The organism is Amycolatopsis ponsaeliensis (assembly GCF_030182635.1).
GTDB lineage: Bacteria > Actinomycetota > Actinomycetes > Mycobacteriales > Pseudonocardiaceae > Amycolatopsis > Amycolatopsis ponsaeliensis.
Genome location: NZ_JAPZLD010000013.1, coordinates 210,795 through 225,682 on the forward strand (window position 1 = coordinate 210,795; position 14,888 = coordinate 225,682).

Below are 14,888 nucleotides of genomic sequence, written 5' to 3' on the forward strand. Positions count from 1 at the left end.
ACAATCCGCGGCGCTCAGGTCAGCCGGGCCGCCACGATCTGCGTGACCCCGGCGTACCGCTCGGTGATCCCGGTGAAGCCGCGGGCGCGCAGGCTCGCCGCGATCTCGCCGCGGTCGAACATCCGCTGCCCGCTCAGGATCCCGCCGACGGACTCCGCTACTCGCGCGGGTTGCCAGCTACGCCGGGCGCTCGTGAGCAGCACGATCCGGCCACCCGGCTTCAGTACGCGCGCGAAGGAGTCCAGTGCGGTTTCGGGCTCGGCGAACATGTGAAGGGCGGCGAAGCAGCAGACGCCGTCCACAGTGGACTCCCGCAGGGGAAGGTGCACGGCGTCGGCGCGCAGGTAGGCGACGGAGGCCGGGCCGGTCTCGGCGACGGCTTTGGCGAGCATCGTGCGCGCGCCGTCGAGGCCGATGGCGAGCCCGCCCGGGCCGACGGCGGTGCCGAACGCGCGCGTGAACCGGCCGGTCCCGCAGGCGACGTCGAGCGCGGTGTCTCCGGGTTTCAGGTCGAGGAGCTTCGTCGCGAGCTTGATCTCGCCCGCCATGCTCGGGCCGAGCGGGCCCTTCAGTGCGCGACCGAGGGCGGGGCGCCAGTACCGCTCGTAGACCTGCGGCAGGAGGGTGGTGCGCATCAGGCGCTGGGTGAGGCCGGTCGGCGGGCCGGCCTGGGCGACGGCGCCCAGCAGGTCGAGGTAGCCGTCCTCGGTCTTCGCGGGCCTTTCCAGGAGGTCTTCGAGGCGTTCGGTGGTGGTCTGGGTCGGCATTGCGCTCCTCTCGGATACCGGCAGTATGCCCAAGTTGGGCCACTCGAACGAGTGAAGAACTCGCGGGATCAGGCGTTCGAGCCCGGAATTGTCGGTGCTGCTGCCTAGCGTCGCAGGCGAGAACCCGATCCGAGGAGGACTGATGACGATTTCCCTACTGGGCAGCGAGATCACGGTGCACGGCGAGTTCGACCTGGCCGCGGCGGCCCGCTTCCTGACCGGTTTCGCGCCTGCCGGCCAGCCGGAAGCGGAGCGCGGTGCACTCCGGGTGGCGTTCCCGCTCGACGGCGAGTGGACACCGGTGGGAGCGGTGCTGCGGCAGAGATCGCCCGGCGAGGTCGTGGTGGAAGTGCACGGCCCGCCTCCGCAGGCGGACGCGGTGCTGGCGCAGGTGCGGAGGATGTGTTCGCTGGACGTCGATGGCACCGGGTTCGCCGAGGTCGGCGCCCGGGACCCGGTGGTGTCCCTGGTGCAGGGGATGCATCCGGGGTTGCGGCCGGTCCTGTTCGCGTCCCCGTACGAGGCGGCGTGCTGGGCGGTGCTGAGCCACCGGATCTGGATGACGCAGGCGGTCCGGCTGCGCCGCCGGCTGGCCGAGCGCCACGGCACGGAGGTCGACGTCGGCGGCAGCGTGCTGACGTCGTTCCCGGCGCCCGCGGTGCTGGCGAAGCTGGAGTACCTGCCGGGCCTGTCCGGCCCGAAGACGCAGCGCCTGCGAGGAATCGGCGAGGCCGCGGCCGACGGCCTGCTCGACGCGGCGACGTTGCGGGCGATGCCGGCCGACGAGGCCCTGAAACAGCTGCAGCTGTTGCCGGGGATCGGCCGCTTCAGTGCGGAGCTGATCCTGATCCGCGGCGCCGGCCACCCGGACGTGTTCCCCCGAGCGGAGACCCGCCTCCACGAAATCATGCGCGACGCGTACCACGTCCCGGACGCGGGAGTGGAGGAGCTGGCGGAGATCGCCGAGGCGTGGGCACCGTTCCGGAGCTGGGTGTCGTTCCTGTTCCGCGTGGAAGGCGAGGCACGCATGAGGGAGTCCCGATGAACTGACTTGCGGCGGCGAGCCGCTGGGCGCGGGTCCAGGTGAGCGCGCTCGCCCGAAGCGACGCGCACGTTCTCGCTCGCCGACTCCGCCTCGCCCGGGCACGGTGATCGTCCCGGCCCGTTCACCTGAGCCAAGCGCGTCCAAGCCTCGATGCCGTGCTGCCTCGGGGCGGCTGCAGCCGCCTCGAGTGTGCGAGTCCGGCCTGGCCTCCTTGCCCGAGGCCGAGGTGGTGCCCGCCATGGGCGCGGCCGCCGAGCGCCAGGCAGCGGGAGCCCACCCACGTGTCCCGATCCGGCGCCCGCTGGCCACCGAAGATCCACCCGCGCCATCGCGCCGGTCACATCACGACGAAAGGAGATCGCATCGACCCGATACCGGAGCCGCCGAAAGCGCCAGCGGTGGGGACTCACCGTAGCCAGATATCGCCTGTGGTGAGGTGTCCGGGTGAGCTCGCCCGTTCAACTCGCGTCCGGCCAGGCCGATGGTGTCCTCCGCGCGGCCGCCACCACTCCGTCTCTGCTCGAGCAGGCCCAGACCCCGGCCGTGATCACGCTGGTCGCCGGTGGGGTGGCGCTGCTGGTCGTGCTCGTCGGCGGGAGCCCGTGGCGGCTGGCGCGCAACGGCGTCACCATCGTGCACGAGGCCGGGCACGCCCTGGCCGCCGTGCTGGTCGGGCGGCGGTTGCAGGGCATCAAGCTGCACTCGGACACTTCGGGCGTCACCGTCTCGCGCGGCAAGCCCGAGGGGCCGGGCATGGCCTTCACCGCGATGGCCGGGTACCTGGCGCCGTCGGTGCTCGGGCTGCTGTTCGCCGCCCTGCTGGGTGCCGACCTGGTCGGCACGGTCCTCGTGCTGATCGCGCTGCTGCTGCTCGGCGTGCTGGTGATGGTGCGCAACGCCTACGGGGTGTTCACCGTCGTCGCCGGGGCTGTCGTGCTCGCGCTGGTCGCGTTCGTCGCGCCGGTCGAAGTGCAGGCTCCGTTCAGCTACCTCGTGACGTGGTTCCTGCTGTTCGGAGGCGTGCGGCCGGTGGTCGAGCTGCAGGTCAAGCGGCGGCAGGGCCGCGCCCGCGACTCCGACGCCGACCAGCTGGGCCGGCTCACCGCGGTGCCGCCGGTGCTGTGGGTGCTGGTCTTCGCCGTGGCGACGGTCAGCTGCCTCATCGCCGGCGGGCTGTGGCTGCTGGAGCCCGTGGCCGCCTAGCCACGCCCATGCGGCAAACTGGTCTCTCGCTGGTCCGCGCGGAGGGAGACGAACGATGGACGAGGTCGCCAAGGCCGTGGAGGAGTGCGCACGGGCGGCGAAGCTGGCCGCGCCGTCGCTCGCCGCCGCTTCCGCCGACGCCGTCGACGCCGCGCTGAGCGGGATGGCCGAACGGCTGCTCGCGCACCGCGACGAGATCCTGGAGGCGAACCAGGCCGACGTCGAACGCGCCAAGGCCGAGGGGATGAGCACCGGTCTGCTCGACCGGCTCACCATCACCCCGGAGCGGCTGACCGGCATGGCCGAGCAGCTGCGGCTGCTGGCCGGCGCCCCGCACCAGGAGCGCTCGGTCGACGTGTCCACCCTCGACGGCGGGCTGAAGCTGGTCGAGCGGCGACGTCCGGTCGGCGTCATCGGCGCGAACTACGAGGCGCGGCCGAACGTGACCGTCGACGTGGCGTCGCAGCTGGTCAAGTCGCGCAACGGCGGCGTCCTGCGCACCGGCTCGGCCGCGCTCGGCTCGGCCCAGCGGCTGCGCGAGGTCGTCATCGCGCCGGCGCTGACCGAGGCCGGCATCGACGCCGACTGCGTCCAGCTCGTGCCGCGGGTGGAGCGCGAGGCAGCGTCCGCGCTGGTGCGGCTGCCGAACCTGGTGCCGCTCGTGATCCTGCGCGGCAGCGGCGACAGCACCCGGGCGCTGGCCACCGAGGCGGCCGTCCACGGTGTGCGCACTCTGGCCCACGCCGATGGCGGCGGCGTCCTGTACGTCGACCGCGGGGCGGACGTCACGAAGGCGCGTGACCTCGTCTACGCGAGCCTCGACCGGCTGGGCGTCTGCAACCGGCTGAACCTGCTGCTGATCCACGAGGGCATCCACGACGACGTCTGGCCGGGCATCGCCGATGCGCTCGCCGAGCGGGGCGTCACGCCTTCGCTGGCGCCGCACGAGCACGCCATCGGCTACGAGTGGGCGCTGGACTCCGACCGCGAGGCGACCGTCACGGTGGCCAAGGTCGGCGCGCTCGCCGACGCCGTCGAGATCGCCAACGAGCGGACGTCGGGCCTGGCGGCGGGCATCGCCACCGAGGACGCGTCGGCCGCCGACGCCTTCTTCGACGGCTATACGGGCACGGGCGTCTTCTGGAACGCCCCGACCCGCCTCCTCGACGGCTTCAAGCTGCTCGCGGTCCCGGAAACCGGCATCAACCTGGACAAGGTCCCCGGCCCCCGCGGGCCGGTGACGTACACGGACCTCTACGTCCGCCAGTACGCCGTCCTGCCCGCCTGAGACCGGTCAGACCCGCGGTGGCACGCTCGCGAGCCGCCGCAGCTCCTTCACGGTCTGCTCGGTGTTGTCCAGCAGTTCGGTCCGGTCCTCGGTTTCGCCCGCGTAGCGGAAGATCGCGGTCGGGCCGTCGCTGATCGCGATCGCCGCCACCAGCCGGCCTTCCGGGTCGCGGGTGAGACCGGTCGACACCTGTACCTCCCGGCCGACGGTGTCGACCGTGGTGAGGGTCCGTTCGTGGTACCAGCCGCGCGTGCCCATGCCGGATAGACGCCGCGATCGCCGGGGGTGTTACGGCGCGGCATACTGGGCCGGGTGATCACCCGGCCGCACGTCCTGCTGTCCGTCGCGCAGTCGCTCGACGGCTTCCTCGACGACACCTCGCCCGAGCGGCTCGTACTGTCCACTGAGGACGATTTCGCGGTCGTGGACCGGTTGCGGGCCGAGGCCGACGCGATCCTCGTCGGGGCCGGGACTGTCCGGGCCGACAACCCGCGGCTGCTCGTGCGCTCTCCCGAGCTGCGGCGGAGGCGGCTGGAGCAGGGAAAGCCCGAACAACCCGTCAAGGTCACCGTGACCACCCGCGGCCTCGACCCGGACGCGCAGTTCTTCACCGTCGGGGACACCGAAAAGATCGTCTACGCGCCGCCCGGGGCCGCCGACGCGCTGAAGCACGTCGCGACCGTCGTCGACGCCGGAGATCCTGCCGACTTCTCGCGCGTCCTCGACGACCTCGGAGCACGCGGCATCGGGAACCTGCTGGTCGAAGGCGGTGGCGGGATCCACACCCGGTTCCTCACCGAAGGCCTCGCCGACGAGCTGCGGCTCGCGATCGCGCCGTTCTTCGTCGGGCAGCCGGCCGCGCCGCGGTTCGTCGGGCCCGGGCTCTACCCGCGTCCGCTGACCCTGGCCGGCGTCGAAGAGCTCCAGGGGATGGCGATCCTCCGGTACCGGGCCGCGGCCGAGCCGACCGGCCGGGACGTCCGGCGCCTGCGGGAAGCCATCGCGCTCGCCGCCGAGTGCCCGCCGAGCCACACCTTCCGGGTCGGGGCCGTCGTCACCGACGCCGACGGCGAAGTCGTCGCGACCGGGCATTCCGGCGAGGGCGACCCGCTGAACCACGCCGAGGAGGCCGCGCTCGCCAAGTGCGCCGGCGACCCGCGCCTGGCCGGGGCGACGATGTACAGCTCGCTGGAGCCGTGCAGCAACCGCAGCTCCCACCCGCGCAGCTGCACCGAGCTGATCCTCGGCGCCGGGATCCCGCGGGTCGTCTTCGCGTGGCGCGAGCCGCCCGTCTTCGTCGACGCCCAGGGCACCGAGCTGCTGCGGGACGCCGGGCGGCACGTCGTCGAGGTGCCCGCGCTGACCCCGGAGGTCCAGCGCGAGAACACCCACCTCGACTGGAAGTAGCCCGCGCGAGCCGGAACTCGCGCGGGCCGGGTGGCTCAGCAGGCGCCGTTGTCGACCCAGACGCCCCATTCACCGGTCGTGCCGGGCTCTTCGCCCTGGGTCCACCACTTCGCGGTGAACTTGTGGCTGTTGTGCTTGACCACGTCGTCCTTCACGTAGACCTTGGTGCGATCCCACTCCGCCGCGGTGCAGGAGCCGCCGCCCGGGGTGGTCGGGGTCGTGGTCACGGTCGGCGTCGTCTGCGGCGGGGTCGCGCCGGCGAACCGGACGCTGAACTTCGTGAAGTCCCAGTCGTTCTGCGGGACGTTGCTGCAGACGCCGTTGTCGGTCGTCCCGACGCACGCGCGGTCGCGGTTGACCGACCAGAACGTGAAGCGGCCGAGGCCGTGGCTGGTCGCGTAGTCGTAGACCGTCTGGAAGTCCGCCGTGTAGAACATCTCGGACGCGTCCGACTTGCCGTTCATGCCGGAGAAGCCCTCGTGCGAGTACGCGGTCGCGCTGTCCCAGCCCATGTGCGACATCAGCAGGCCGTGCAGGGCTTCGAGCGCCGACACCTGCGACGAGCCGCCGTTGAAGCCGCCGTCGAACGGCATGATCGAGAAGTTGTTGGGCGAGAAGCCGATCGACTTCGCCTGGTCGAGCAGCTGCGTGCCGAACCAGCCGGTGCCGGCCGCGGTGCCCGGCATGGTCACCGACACGAACAGGCCGGGGTTGTTGGCCTGCAACGTCTTCGCCGCGCCGAGCTCGTTCGCGATGGCCGCGGTGTTTTCGTACTCGGGCTCTTCGAGGTCGAAGTCGATGGCTTTGAGCGAGTACTTGGTGATGACCTGCTGGTACGCGGCGGCGGTGGCGGCCACGTTCCCGCAGGTCTGGCCGAGCTTCGTGCCGCCGTAGCCGCCGACGGACACCGAGACGTCGCCGCCGTTGCCCCGGATCCGGGAGATCACGTTCGCGACGGTGGTGTCGGAGGAGACCGCGTTGGTGCCGTCCCAGGTCGGGCTGCAGCCGCCGCCGTTGGGCGCGAGGATGAACGCGAGCTGGAAGGCCTTGAGCCCGGTCGCGTTCATCACGGTGATCGGATCGGGCGGATTGTTGCTCACGGGCATCAGATACGGTGCGGCGGCGTACCAGTTGTTGCTCAGCGCCGCTGTCGCGGAGGGCGCGCCGATCACGAGGCTCACAGCTGTACCGATGAAGGTGGCGGCGGCGAGCCCGATGGCGGCCAGTCTGCTTCTGCGCATGATCTGTCCTCCCGGTGGGGTTCGAGGGTGGACAAACTATTGGACTAGACCATTGATGAAGTCAAGACGCGAAGGTCGGACAGTGGGGATCGGCGGGCGAAAAGCGCCGGAATATCCGATATTTGTCCGGGAATGGCGCTACGCGGGTGAGGACGAGCCGGCTCGAAACGGCGGAGTGACCGGGAGAGTAAGGCGGCGAACGGATCCCCGCGCGCCGAGGCGCGGTTCGGGAGCTCGGAGGGCAAGCGGCGGCGGAGAAAAGGGCAAGCGGCGCGAGCAGTGCTGGAGCGATGTGAGCCCCACGCTCGCGGGGCGCGGTGGGCGAGTGGCGCGCGCAGTGTGGAGCGATGCAGCTCCGAAGCTCGCGGCGGCGAGGCGGGCAAACGGCATGCCGGAGCGATGCGAGCCCCCAAACTCGCGGAGGCGGAGCAGGCGAGTCGGCAGCGGCGCGCTCTGCGATTGTGGCCATGCCGACTCAGCGACCCTCAAGCCGCCGGCAGGGTCACCACCACGACCAGCCCGCCCTCCGGCCGCGCCGTCGCCGCCACCTCGCCGCCGTGGGCGTGCGCTACCGAACGGACTATCGACAACCCCAGCCCCGCTCCCTCCGCCGCCACCCGGGCGCGCCGGTGGAACGGGTCGAACAGCGCCGGTACCTCCTCCGGCGGGATCACCGGCCCGCTGTTGGCCACCTCCAGCTCCACCCGGCCCGGCGACGACCGGGTCGCCACCCGCACCCAGCCGCCTTCCACGTTGTGGCGGAGAGCGTTCTCCACCAGGTTGTGCGCCAGGCGCTCCAGCATCAGCGCGTCGCCCACAGCCGTCGCCTCGCCCAGGTCCTGCGTGACCTCCGGCGGGATCACGTGCGCGATCACCGCCGCCAGGTCCACCGGGCAGCGCTCGGTCAGCGCGCTCTCGGACCGGGCCAGTAGCAGCAACCCGCTGATCAGCTTCTCGTGCCTCGCGTTGATCTGCAGCAGCTTGTCGCCGAGCTGACGGACGTCGTCGGATGCCGTGCGGCGGTGCATGGCCACCTCGACCAGCGAACGGTTCAACGTCAACGGCGTGCGCAGCTCGTGCGACGCGTTCGCGACGAAACGGCGTTGCGCGTCGAACGACCGGTCGAGCCGCTCGACCATCACGTCGAACGCGTCGGCGAGGTCCTTCACCTCGTCGTCCGGGCCGCGCAACGCGATCCGTGAGTGCACGCCCGGGTCGGCCGCCGCCGCGATGCGGCGGGCCGTGTCCGTGACCTGCCGCAACGGTGCCAGCGCGCGGCCCGCGACCAGCCAGCCCAGCCCGGCCGCCAGCACCGCCACCCCGCCGAGCGCGATCGCCCCCTGCGTCAGCAGCGACGTCGCCGCCGCTTCGCGGACCTGACGCGCCTGCTCGTCGAGGGACTCCGGTGAAGGCAGCAAGGGCAGGCCGGGCGACGCCGTGCCCGCGATGAACGTCACCCGTCGCCCGACCTGCTGCGTGAACAGCAGGTACGTGACGCCCAGCAGTGCCCCGCCCGCCAGCAGGAACAGGCCACCGTAGAGCGCGGTCAGCCGCAGCCGGAGGCTCATCGGAGCCGGTAGCCGACCCCGGTGACCGTCTCCACCAGCGGTGGGTCACCGAGCTTGCGCCGCAGCTTGAGGATCGTGAGCCGGACCGCACCGGTGAACGGGTCCGCGTGCTCGTCCCACGCCTTCTCCAGCAGGTGTTCCGCGGACACGGCGGCGCCGTCCGCGCGCAGCAGCTCGGCCAGCACGGCGAACTCCTTTTTGGACAGTGGGAGGTAGCGCCCGTCGCGGAACACCTCGTGGCGCGCCGGATCGAGCGTGACGCCGGAACGGCGCAGGATCGGCGGCGCGGCCGGCCGGCAGCGCCGCCCCAGCGACTGGATGCGCGCGGCCAGCTCGGGGAAGGCGAACGGCTTCGTCAGGTAGTCGTCGGCGCCGAGGGACAACCCGGCGACGCGGTCGGTGACCTCGACCGCCGCCGTGAGCATCAGCACCCGCGTCGCCGCCTCGGACGCCACCACCCGCCGGCAGACGTCGTCGCCGTGCACGACCGGTAGGTCCCGGTCGAGCACGACGACGTCGTAGTCGTGCACGGCGATCCGGTCGAGCGCGGCGCCGCCGTCGTGGGCGATGTCGACCGCGTGCGACTCGTCGCGCAGCCACTCCGCGATCGCGTCCGCGAGCATCGGCTCGTCCTCCACCACCAGGACCCGCATGCCGCCATGATCGCCGCGCCGGTGTTTCCTCGCCGTTAGCGGCACTGGTAGAGCGTGTCCGCGCCGCCGATGCGCACCGGCCCGTCGCCGGGGCCGGACCGGCCGCCGTACGCCGCCGGATCGACGGTCGTGCAGTGCTGCTCGATCCAGCGACGGCGTTCGTCCTGGACGGGACTGCGCGAAGGCAGGCCCTGGACGGTGCCCCCGCTGCTCAGCACGAACCGCAGCTTGCCCTCGGCCAGCCAGCGGTCGAGCTGCGCGACCGACGGCGCGTTGTCGCGGCCGCCGAAGCCGCCCATGCCGATCACCGTCGCGTCGGAGTCGATGAGGAACGGCGCGACCGAGCTCGCTTCGGCGTTCACCGCGAGGGTGATCTCGGTGCCGTTCCGGCGGGCGTAGTCGAGGATGCGCCGCTGCTCGTCCGACAGCGTGGCGGTGCCGTCGCCGCCCCCGGCGATCATCAGCCGAGGCTGCGCGCCCGGTCCACCTGGTCCACCCGGACCGCCGGATATGACGGGCCCGCCGGGAGCACCGGGACCGCCGGCCGGCCCGGCGGCGGGCAGCGTCCCGGCGGACGTGCTCTGCGCGGCGGCGAACGACCACACCGCCGGGGTGAGCAGCAGCGGCACCAGCGCGGCGACAAACGCGCGTTGCTGGGGCGCCACCGCCAGCCAGGTGATCGCGAGCAGGGCCGTGCCGAGCACCGCCCACCGCGTCCAGCCGTAGTACGTCGTGTCGCGCGAAGTCAGGACGAACGCCCAGGCCGCGGTCACCGCGACGGCGAGGGGGAGCAGGGTCCGCCGGTGGTGGCGCCACAGCAGCGCGAGCCCGGCGGCCGCGACCGCGGCGATCGCGGGGGCCATCGCCGTCGTGTAGTACGGGTGCCAGATGCCGCCGGCGAAGCTGAAGACCGCGGTCGTCACCAGCAGCCAGCCGCCCCAGAGCAGCCAGCCGGCGTCGCGCCACCGGCGTCCGATGACGACCAGGACGAGCAGCGCCAGCGGCAGCAGCCAGGAGATCTGCCCGCCGACGAGGTCGTTGAACATCCGGCCCGGCCCGGGGTCGCCGCCGAACGACGACATGGTCTGCTGCCCGTTGCGCATGATCATCATGCCGCCGCCCTCGCCGTCGCCGGAGAGGCGGCCGAAGCCGTTGTAGCCGAAGACGAGGTCCCACGCGGAGCCGTCTTCGCTGCCGCCCATGTACGGCTTGGCGCCGGGCCACCAGTCGTAGAGCGCGATCCACCAGAACGACGAGACGACCAGGACCGCGCCGGCGCCGAGGACGTCCAGGAGACGGCGCTTGAGCGGCCCGCTCGTCCCGGCGAGGTAGGCGAGGACGAGTGCGGGCACGATGATCCAGGCCTGCAGCATCTTCGTCAGGAATCCGCAGCCGACGAAGAAAGCACACCACCACAGCCATTTCCGGCCGTCTTCGAGCGCGCGGGTGAGCGCGTACGCGGCGGCGACCAGGAACAGGACGAGCAGCGTGTCGGGGTTGTTGTCGCGGTCGATGATCACGGTGACGGGGGTCAGCGCGAGGATCGCCGCGGCCAGGAGGGCGACGTTCTCGCCGGCCCACAACCGGACGGTGCGGTGGAGCAGGAAGACCGCCGCGACGCCTTCGAGGACCTGCGGCAGCAGCAGCGCCCAGCCGTGGAAGCCGAAGATCAGCGCGGAGATCGCCTGCGGCCACAGGGCCATCGGCGGTTTGTCGACCGTGACGACGCCGTAGGGGTCGAAGGAGCCGAAGAGGAAGTTCGTGAAGCCACCGGTCATCGACTTGACGGCGGCCGAGTAGTAGGTGTTGCCGAGCTGGCCGTCGCCGATCTTCCAGGCGTAGAGCACGGCGGCGCCGAGGCAGATGAGCGGAAGCGCCCAGGAGCGGGTCTTCGGAGGGGCGGCGGTGATCATGCCCGCCACCCAACTCCGGCCCGCGTTTCCCGGGCGTTTCCGAGCTACTCCGCTTCGAGGTCGCCCTCCAGCGACAGGTACACCTCACGCATGCGAGCCAGAAGCTCCGGATCGGGCTCCTCCCACAGCCCACGGTCCGCCGCTTCGTTCAACCGCTCCACGATCCCCCGCAGCGCCCAAGGATTGGCCTGCCGCAGGAACTCCTGGTTCACCTCGTCCAGCACGTACGACTCGGTCAGCTTCTCGTACATCCAGTCGCCGACGACGCCGGCCGTGGCGTCGAAGCCGAACAGGTAGTCCACTGTGGCCGCCAGCTCGAACGCGCCCTTGTACCCGTGACGGCGCATCGCCGCCAGCCAGCGGGGGTTCACCACCCGGGCCCGGAACACCCGGGCCGTCTCCTCGCCCAGAGTTCGTGTCCGGACGGCGTCCGGCGAGGTGCTGTCGCCCACATAGGACGCCGGGGCCGTGCCTGTCAACGCGCGGACCGTTGCGATCATCCCGCCGTGGTACTGGAAGTAGTCGTCCGAATCCGCGATGTCGTGCTCGCGCGTGTCCGTGTTCTTCGCCGCCACCACGATGCGCTTGTACGAACTCTCCATGTCCTCGCGCGCCGGGCGGCCGTCCAGGTCGCGGCCGTACGCGAAACCGCCCCAGACCGCGTACACCTCCGCCAGGTCCTTGTCGTCGCGCCAGTTTCCGCTGTCCATCAACGGCAGGAGACCCGCGCCGTACGCTCCCGGCTTCGAGCCGAAGATCCGCGTCGTCGCCCGGCGGTCGTCGCCGTGCGCGGCCAAGTCGGAAGAAACGTGGGCCCTGACGAAGTTTTCCGAGAAAGGTTCGTCCAACGCGGCCACCAGCCGCACCGCGTCGTCCATGAGCGCGATCACGTGCGGGAACGCGTCCCGGAAGAACCCGCTGATGCGGATCGTGACGTCGATGCGGGGGCGGCCGAGTTCGGACAGGGGAATCGCCTCGATGCCCGTCACCCGCCGTGATGCCTCGTCCCACACCGGCTGGACGCCCAGCAGCGCCAGGACTTCCGCCGCGTCGTCGCCGGACGTCCGCATCGCCGACGTCCCCCACACCGACAGCCCGACCGACCGCGGCCAGTCGCCGTTGTCCTCGCGGTAGCGCTTCAAGAGGGAATCCGCCAGCGCCTGCCCGGTCTCCCAGGCCAGCCGGCTCGGGATCGCCTTCGGGTCGACCGTGTAGAAGTTGCGCCCGGTCGGCAGTACGTTCACCAGGCCGCGCAACGGCGATCCGCTCGGCCCGGCCGGGATGTAGCCGCCGTCGAGCGCGTGCAGCACCGCGTCGAGCTCGGCGGACGTGCCCGCGAGCCGCGGGACGATCTCGTTGGCCGCAAAGGAAAGCACTCGGGCGACAGAAGCGTCCGGAGCCACCGACTCGACCGCCGTGGCGTCCCAGCCGCGCATCTCCATCGTCTGGACGAGCTCCCGCGCCGTCTTCTCGACGGCGTCCACTTCGGACGTCGACGCGTCTTCCTTCAGCCCCAGCGCCGACCGCAGCCCCGGCACCGCGCCTTCCTTGCCACCCCACATCTGCGACGCCCGCAGCATCGCCAGCACGAGGTTGACGCGGGCCTCGCCGACCGGCGCCGCGCCCAGGATGTGCAGCCCGTCGCGGATCTGGGCGTCCTTGACCTCGCACAGCCAGCCGTCGATGTGCAGCAGGAAGTCGTCGAACTCCGCGTCGTGCGGACGCTCGTCGATGCCGAGGTCGTGGTCCAGCTTCGCCGCCTGGATCAGCGTCCAGATCTGGGCGCGGATCGCCGGCAGCTTCGCCGGGTCCATCGCCGCGATGTTCGCGTGCTCGTCCATCAGCTGCTCGAGCCGCGCCATGTCGCCGTACGACTCCGCGCGCGCCATCGGCGGGATCAGGTGGTCGACGATCGTCGCGTGCGCCCGCCGCTTGGCCTGCGCGCCCTCGCCCGGGTCGTTGATCAGGAACGGGTACACCAGCGGCAGGTTCCCGAGCACCGCGTCCGGCGCGCACGACGCCGAAAGCCCGGCGGTCTTGCCCGGCAGCCATTCCAGGGACCCGTGCTTGCCCAGGTGGACGACGGCGTGCGCGCCGAACTCCTCTTCCAGCCAGCGGTACGCGGCCAGGTAGTGGTGGCTCGGCGGCAGGTCCGGGTTGTGGTAGATCGCGACGGGGTTCTCGCCGAACCCGCGCGGCGGCTGGATCATGATGATGACGTTGCCGCTCCGCAGCGACGCCAGCACGATGTCGCCGTTGTCGACGTACAGCTCACCGGGAGCCGGGCCCCAATGCTCCTCCACGCCCTCGCGCAGGTCGGCCGGCAGCGCCTCGAACCACGAAAGGTAGCGCGCGGCGGGCACGCGGATCGGGTTGCCGGACAGCTGTTCCTCAGTGAGCCACTCCGGGTCCTGGCCGCCCGCGGCGATCAGCGCGTGGATCAGCGCATCGCCGTCGGGCTGGTCGGTGCCGGTCGGGTCGACGCCCGGGAACGCGTCCGCGCCCAGGTCGTAGCCCTGCGCGCGCATCCGCCGCAGCAGCTCGATCGCCGACGCCGGCGTGTCCAGCCCGACCGCGTTGCCGACGCGGGAGTGCTTGGTCGGGTACGCGGACAGCATCAGCGCGATGCGCCTCTCCGCGGGAGGCGTGTACCGCAGGCGGGCGTGCGCGAGCGCGATCTTCGCGACGCGGGACGCGCGTTCGGCGTCCGGCACGTACCGGGGGAGGCCGTCGGCGTCCAGCTCCTTGAACGAGAACGGGACCGTGATCAGCCGCCCGTCGAACTCCGGGACGGCCATCTGGTTCCCGGCGTCGAGCGGCGAAAGGCCGTCGTCACTGGCCGCCCACGTCTCGCGGTCGCTGGTCAGGCAGAGCGCCTGCAGGATCGGGACGTCGAGCGCGGCCATCTCGGCGACGTCCCACGCCTCGTCGTCGCCCCCGGCGCCGACCTCGGACGGCCGCGTCCCGCCGGCCGCCAGCACGGTGACGAGCAGGGCGTCGACCTTGCCCAGCTCGGCCATCATCTCCGGCTCGCGCGTACGCAGCGAAGCACAGTAGATCGGCAACGCGCGCCCGCCGGCGGCCTCGATCTGGTCGGCAAGCGTGTGCACGAAGTTCGTGTTCCCGGACAGGTGATGCGCCCGGTAGTAGAGGATCCCGATGACCGGACCTTCGGCGAGCGACGGCCGCTCGAGGATGCCCCACGCGGCCTGCTGCGCGGGCGGCTCGAAGCCGTCGCCGGTGAGCAGGAGCGTGTCGGAGAGGAACCGGTGCAGCTGGGTGAGGTTCGCCGGGCCGCCCTGCGCGAGGTAGGCGTGGGCCTCGGCGGCGATGCCGGCCGGGACGGTCGAGAGCTTCATCAGCTCGGCGTCCGGCGTCTGCTCCCCGCCCAGGACGACGACGTGCGCGCCCGACGCCCGCAGCGTGTCCAGGCCCTCCTGCCAGGTCCGCGGGGTGCCGAGGATGCGGACGATCGCGATGCGCACGCCGTCGAGCAGGGCCGGCAGCTCGGCGACGCCGATCCGCGCGGGGTTCGCCAGGCGGTACTCGCCCTCGGCCGAACGGGCGCTGAGCAGGTCGGTGTCCGAAGTGGACAGAAGCAGGATCACGAGGTTCCTCCTCGGGGTCCGCGCCCCGGGTAGACGGGCGCGCCGGCCGGAGTTCCTGGCTCCCGGAGATCTCTCCGGTCACAGTGGCGGGACCGCCCCGGACTCTCACCGGGTTCCTCCACCTGCCGACGCGTGGGTATCGGCTCCACTCTCCGGTGCCGGTCGAGGTGCGTCAAGGTGACGTTGACCGGCGCT

Annotated in this window: 11 protein-coding genes and 1 riboswitch; of the genes, 4 read left to right on the plus strand and 7 right to left on the minus strand. The window is 71.9% G+C overall.

The window, feature by feature from the left end:
- Positions 1–14 precede the first annotated feature (14 nt).
- On the minus strand, positions 15–767 hold the full coding sequence (locus QQ657_RS21240; protein ID WP_284743935.1) for a class I SAM-dependent methyltransferase: 753 nt from the start codon (positions 765–767) through the stop codon (positions 15–17).
- A 142-nt stretch (positions 768–909) separates the two neighbouring features.
- Between QQ657_RS21240 and QQ657_RS21245 the strand changes: the two genes are divergently transcribed.
- From QQ657_RS21245 to QQ657_RS21255, 3 genes are all read left to right on the plus strand, one after another.
- Positions 910–1,812, plus strand: a complete 903-nt coding sequence (locus QQ657_RS21245) for a DNA-3-methyladenine glycosylase family protein (protein WP_284743936.1) — start codon at positions 910–912, stop codon at positions 1,810–1,812.
- A 444-nt stretch (positions 1,813–2,256) separates the two neighbouring features.
- A complete protein-coding gene (locus QQ657_RS21250; protein WP_434056762.1) occupies positions 2,257–3,015 on the plus strand; it encodes a M50 family metallopeptidase in 759 nt (252 codons plus the stop codon).
- A 55-nt stretch (positions 3,016–3,070) separates the two neighbouring features.
- Complete coding sequence (locus QQ657_RS21255) at positions 3,071–4,303, plus strand: aldehyde dehydrogenase family protein (RefSeq protein ID WP_284743937.1); 1,233 nt, start codon at positions 3,071–3,073, stop codon at positions 4,301–4,303.
- 6 nt (positions 4,304–4,309) lie between these two features.
- On the opposite strand, the gene QQ657_RS21260 is transcribed toward QQ657_RS21255, so the two are convergent.
- On the minus strand, positions 4,310–4,561 hold the full coding sequence (locus tag QQ657_RS21260) for a hypothetical protein (protein ID WP_284743938.1): 252 nt from the start codon (positions 4,559–4,561) through the stop codon (positions 4,310–4,312).
- A 54-nt stretch (positions 4,562–4,615) separates the two neighbouring features.
- On the opposite strand from QQ657_RS21260, the gene QQ657_RS21265 reads away from it, so the two are divergent.
- Positions 4,616–5,710, plus strand: a complete 1,095-nt coding sequence (locus QQ657_RS21265; RefSeq protein WP_284743939.1) for a dihydrofolate reductase family protein — start codon at positions 4,616–4,618, stop codon at positions 5,708–5,710.
- A 35-nt stretch (positions 5,711–5,745) separates the two neighbouring features.
- Here QQ657_RS21265 and QQ657_RS21270 read toward each other — a convergent pair whose 3' ends face one another.
- The 5 genes from QQ657_RS21270 to cobN form a co-directional block, all read right to left on the minus strand.
- Entirely contained in the window at positions 5,746–6,951 is a 1,206-nt protein-coding gene (locus QQ657_RS21270) for a chitinase (protein ID WP_284743940.1), read from the minus strand.
- A gap of 485 nt (positions 6,952–7,436) precedes the next feature.
- Positions 7,437–8,519 carry a sensor histidine kinase gene (locus QQ657_RS21275; RefSeq protein WP_284743941.1) on the minus strand — a complete coding sequence of 361 codons (1,083 nt, stop codon included), beginning with the start codon at positions 8,517–8,519 and terminating at the stop codon, positions 7,437–7,439.
- The gene (locus QQ657_RS21280) at positions 8,516–9,172 is read right to left on the minus strand and encodes a response regulator transcription factor (RefSeq protein ID WP_284743942.1); all 657 of its coding nucleotides are present in this window, start codon (positions 9,170–9,172) and stop codon (positions 8,516–8,518) included. Before QQ657_RS21280 ends, QQ657_RS21275 begins: the two co-directional genes overlap by 4 nt.
- Positions 9,173–9,207: 35 nt before the next feature.
- On the minus strand, positions 9,208–11,085 hold the full coding sequence (locus QQ657_RS21285; RefSeq protein WP_284743943.1) for an ArnT family glycosyltransferase: 1,878 nt from the start codon (positions 11,083–11,085) through the stop codon (positions 9,208–9,210).
- Positions 11,086–11,129: 44 nt separating this feature from the next.
- Complete coding sequence (cobN, locus tag QQ657_RS21290) at positions 11,130–14,693, minus strand: cobaltochelatase subunit CobN (RefSeq protein ID WP_284743944.1); 3,564 nt, start codon at positions 14,691–14,693, stop codon at positions 11,130–11,132.
- Between the two features lie 31 nt (positions 14,694–14,724).
- Positions 14,725–14,834, minus strand: a riboswitch (cobalamin riboswitch).
- Positions 14,835–14,888 lie beyond the last annotated feature (54 nt).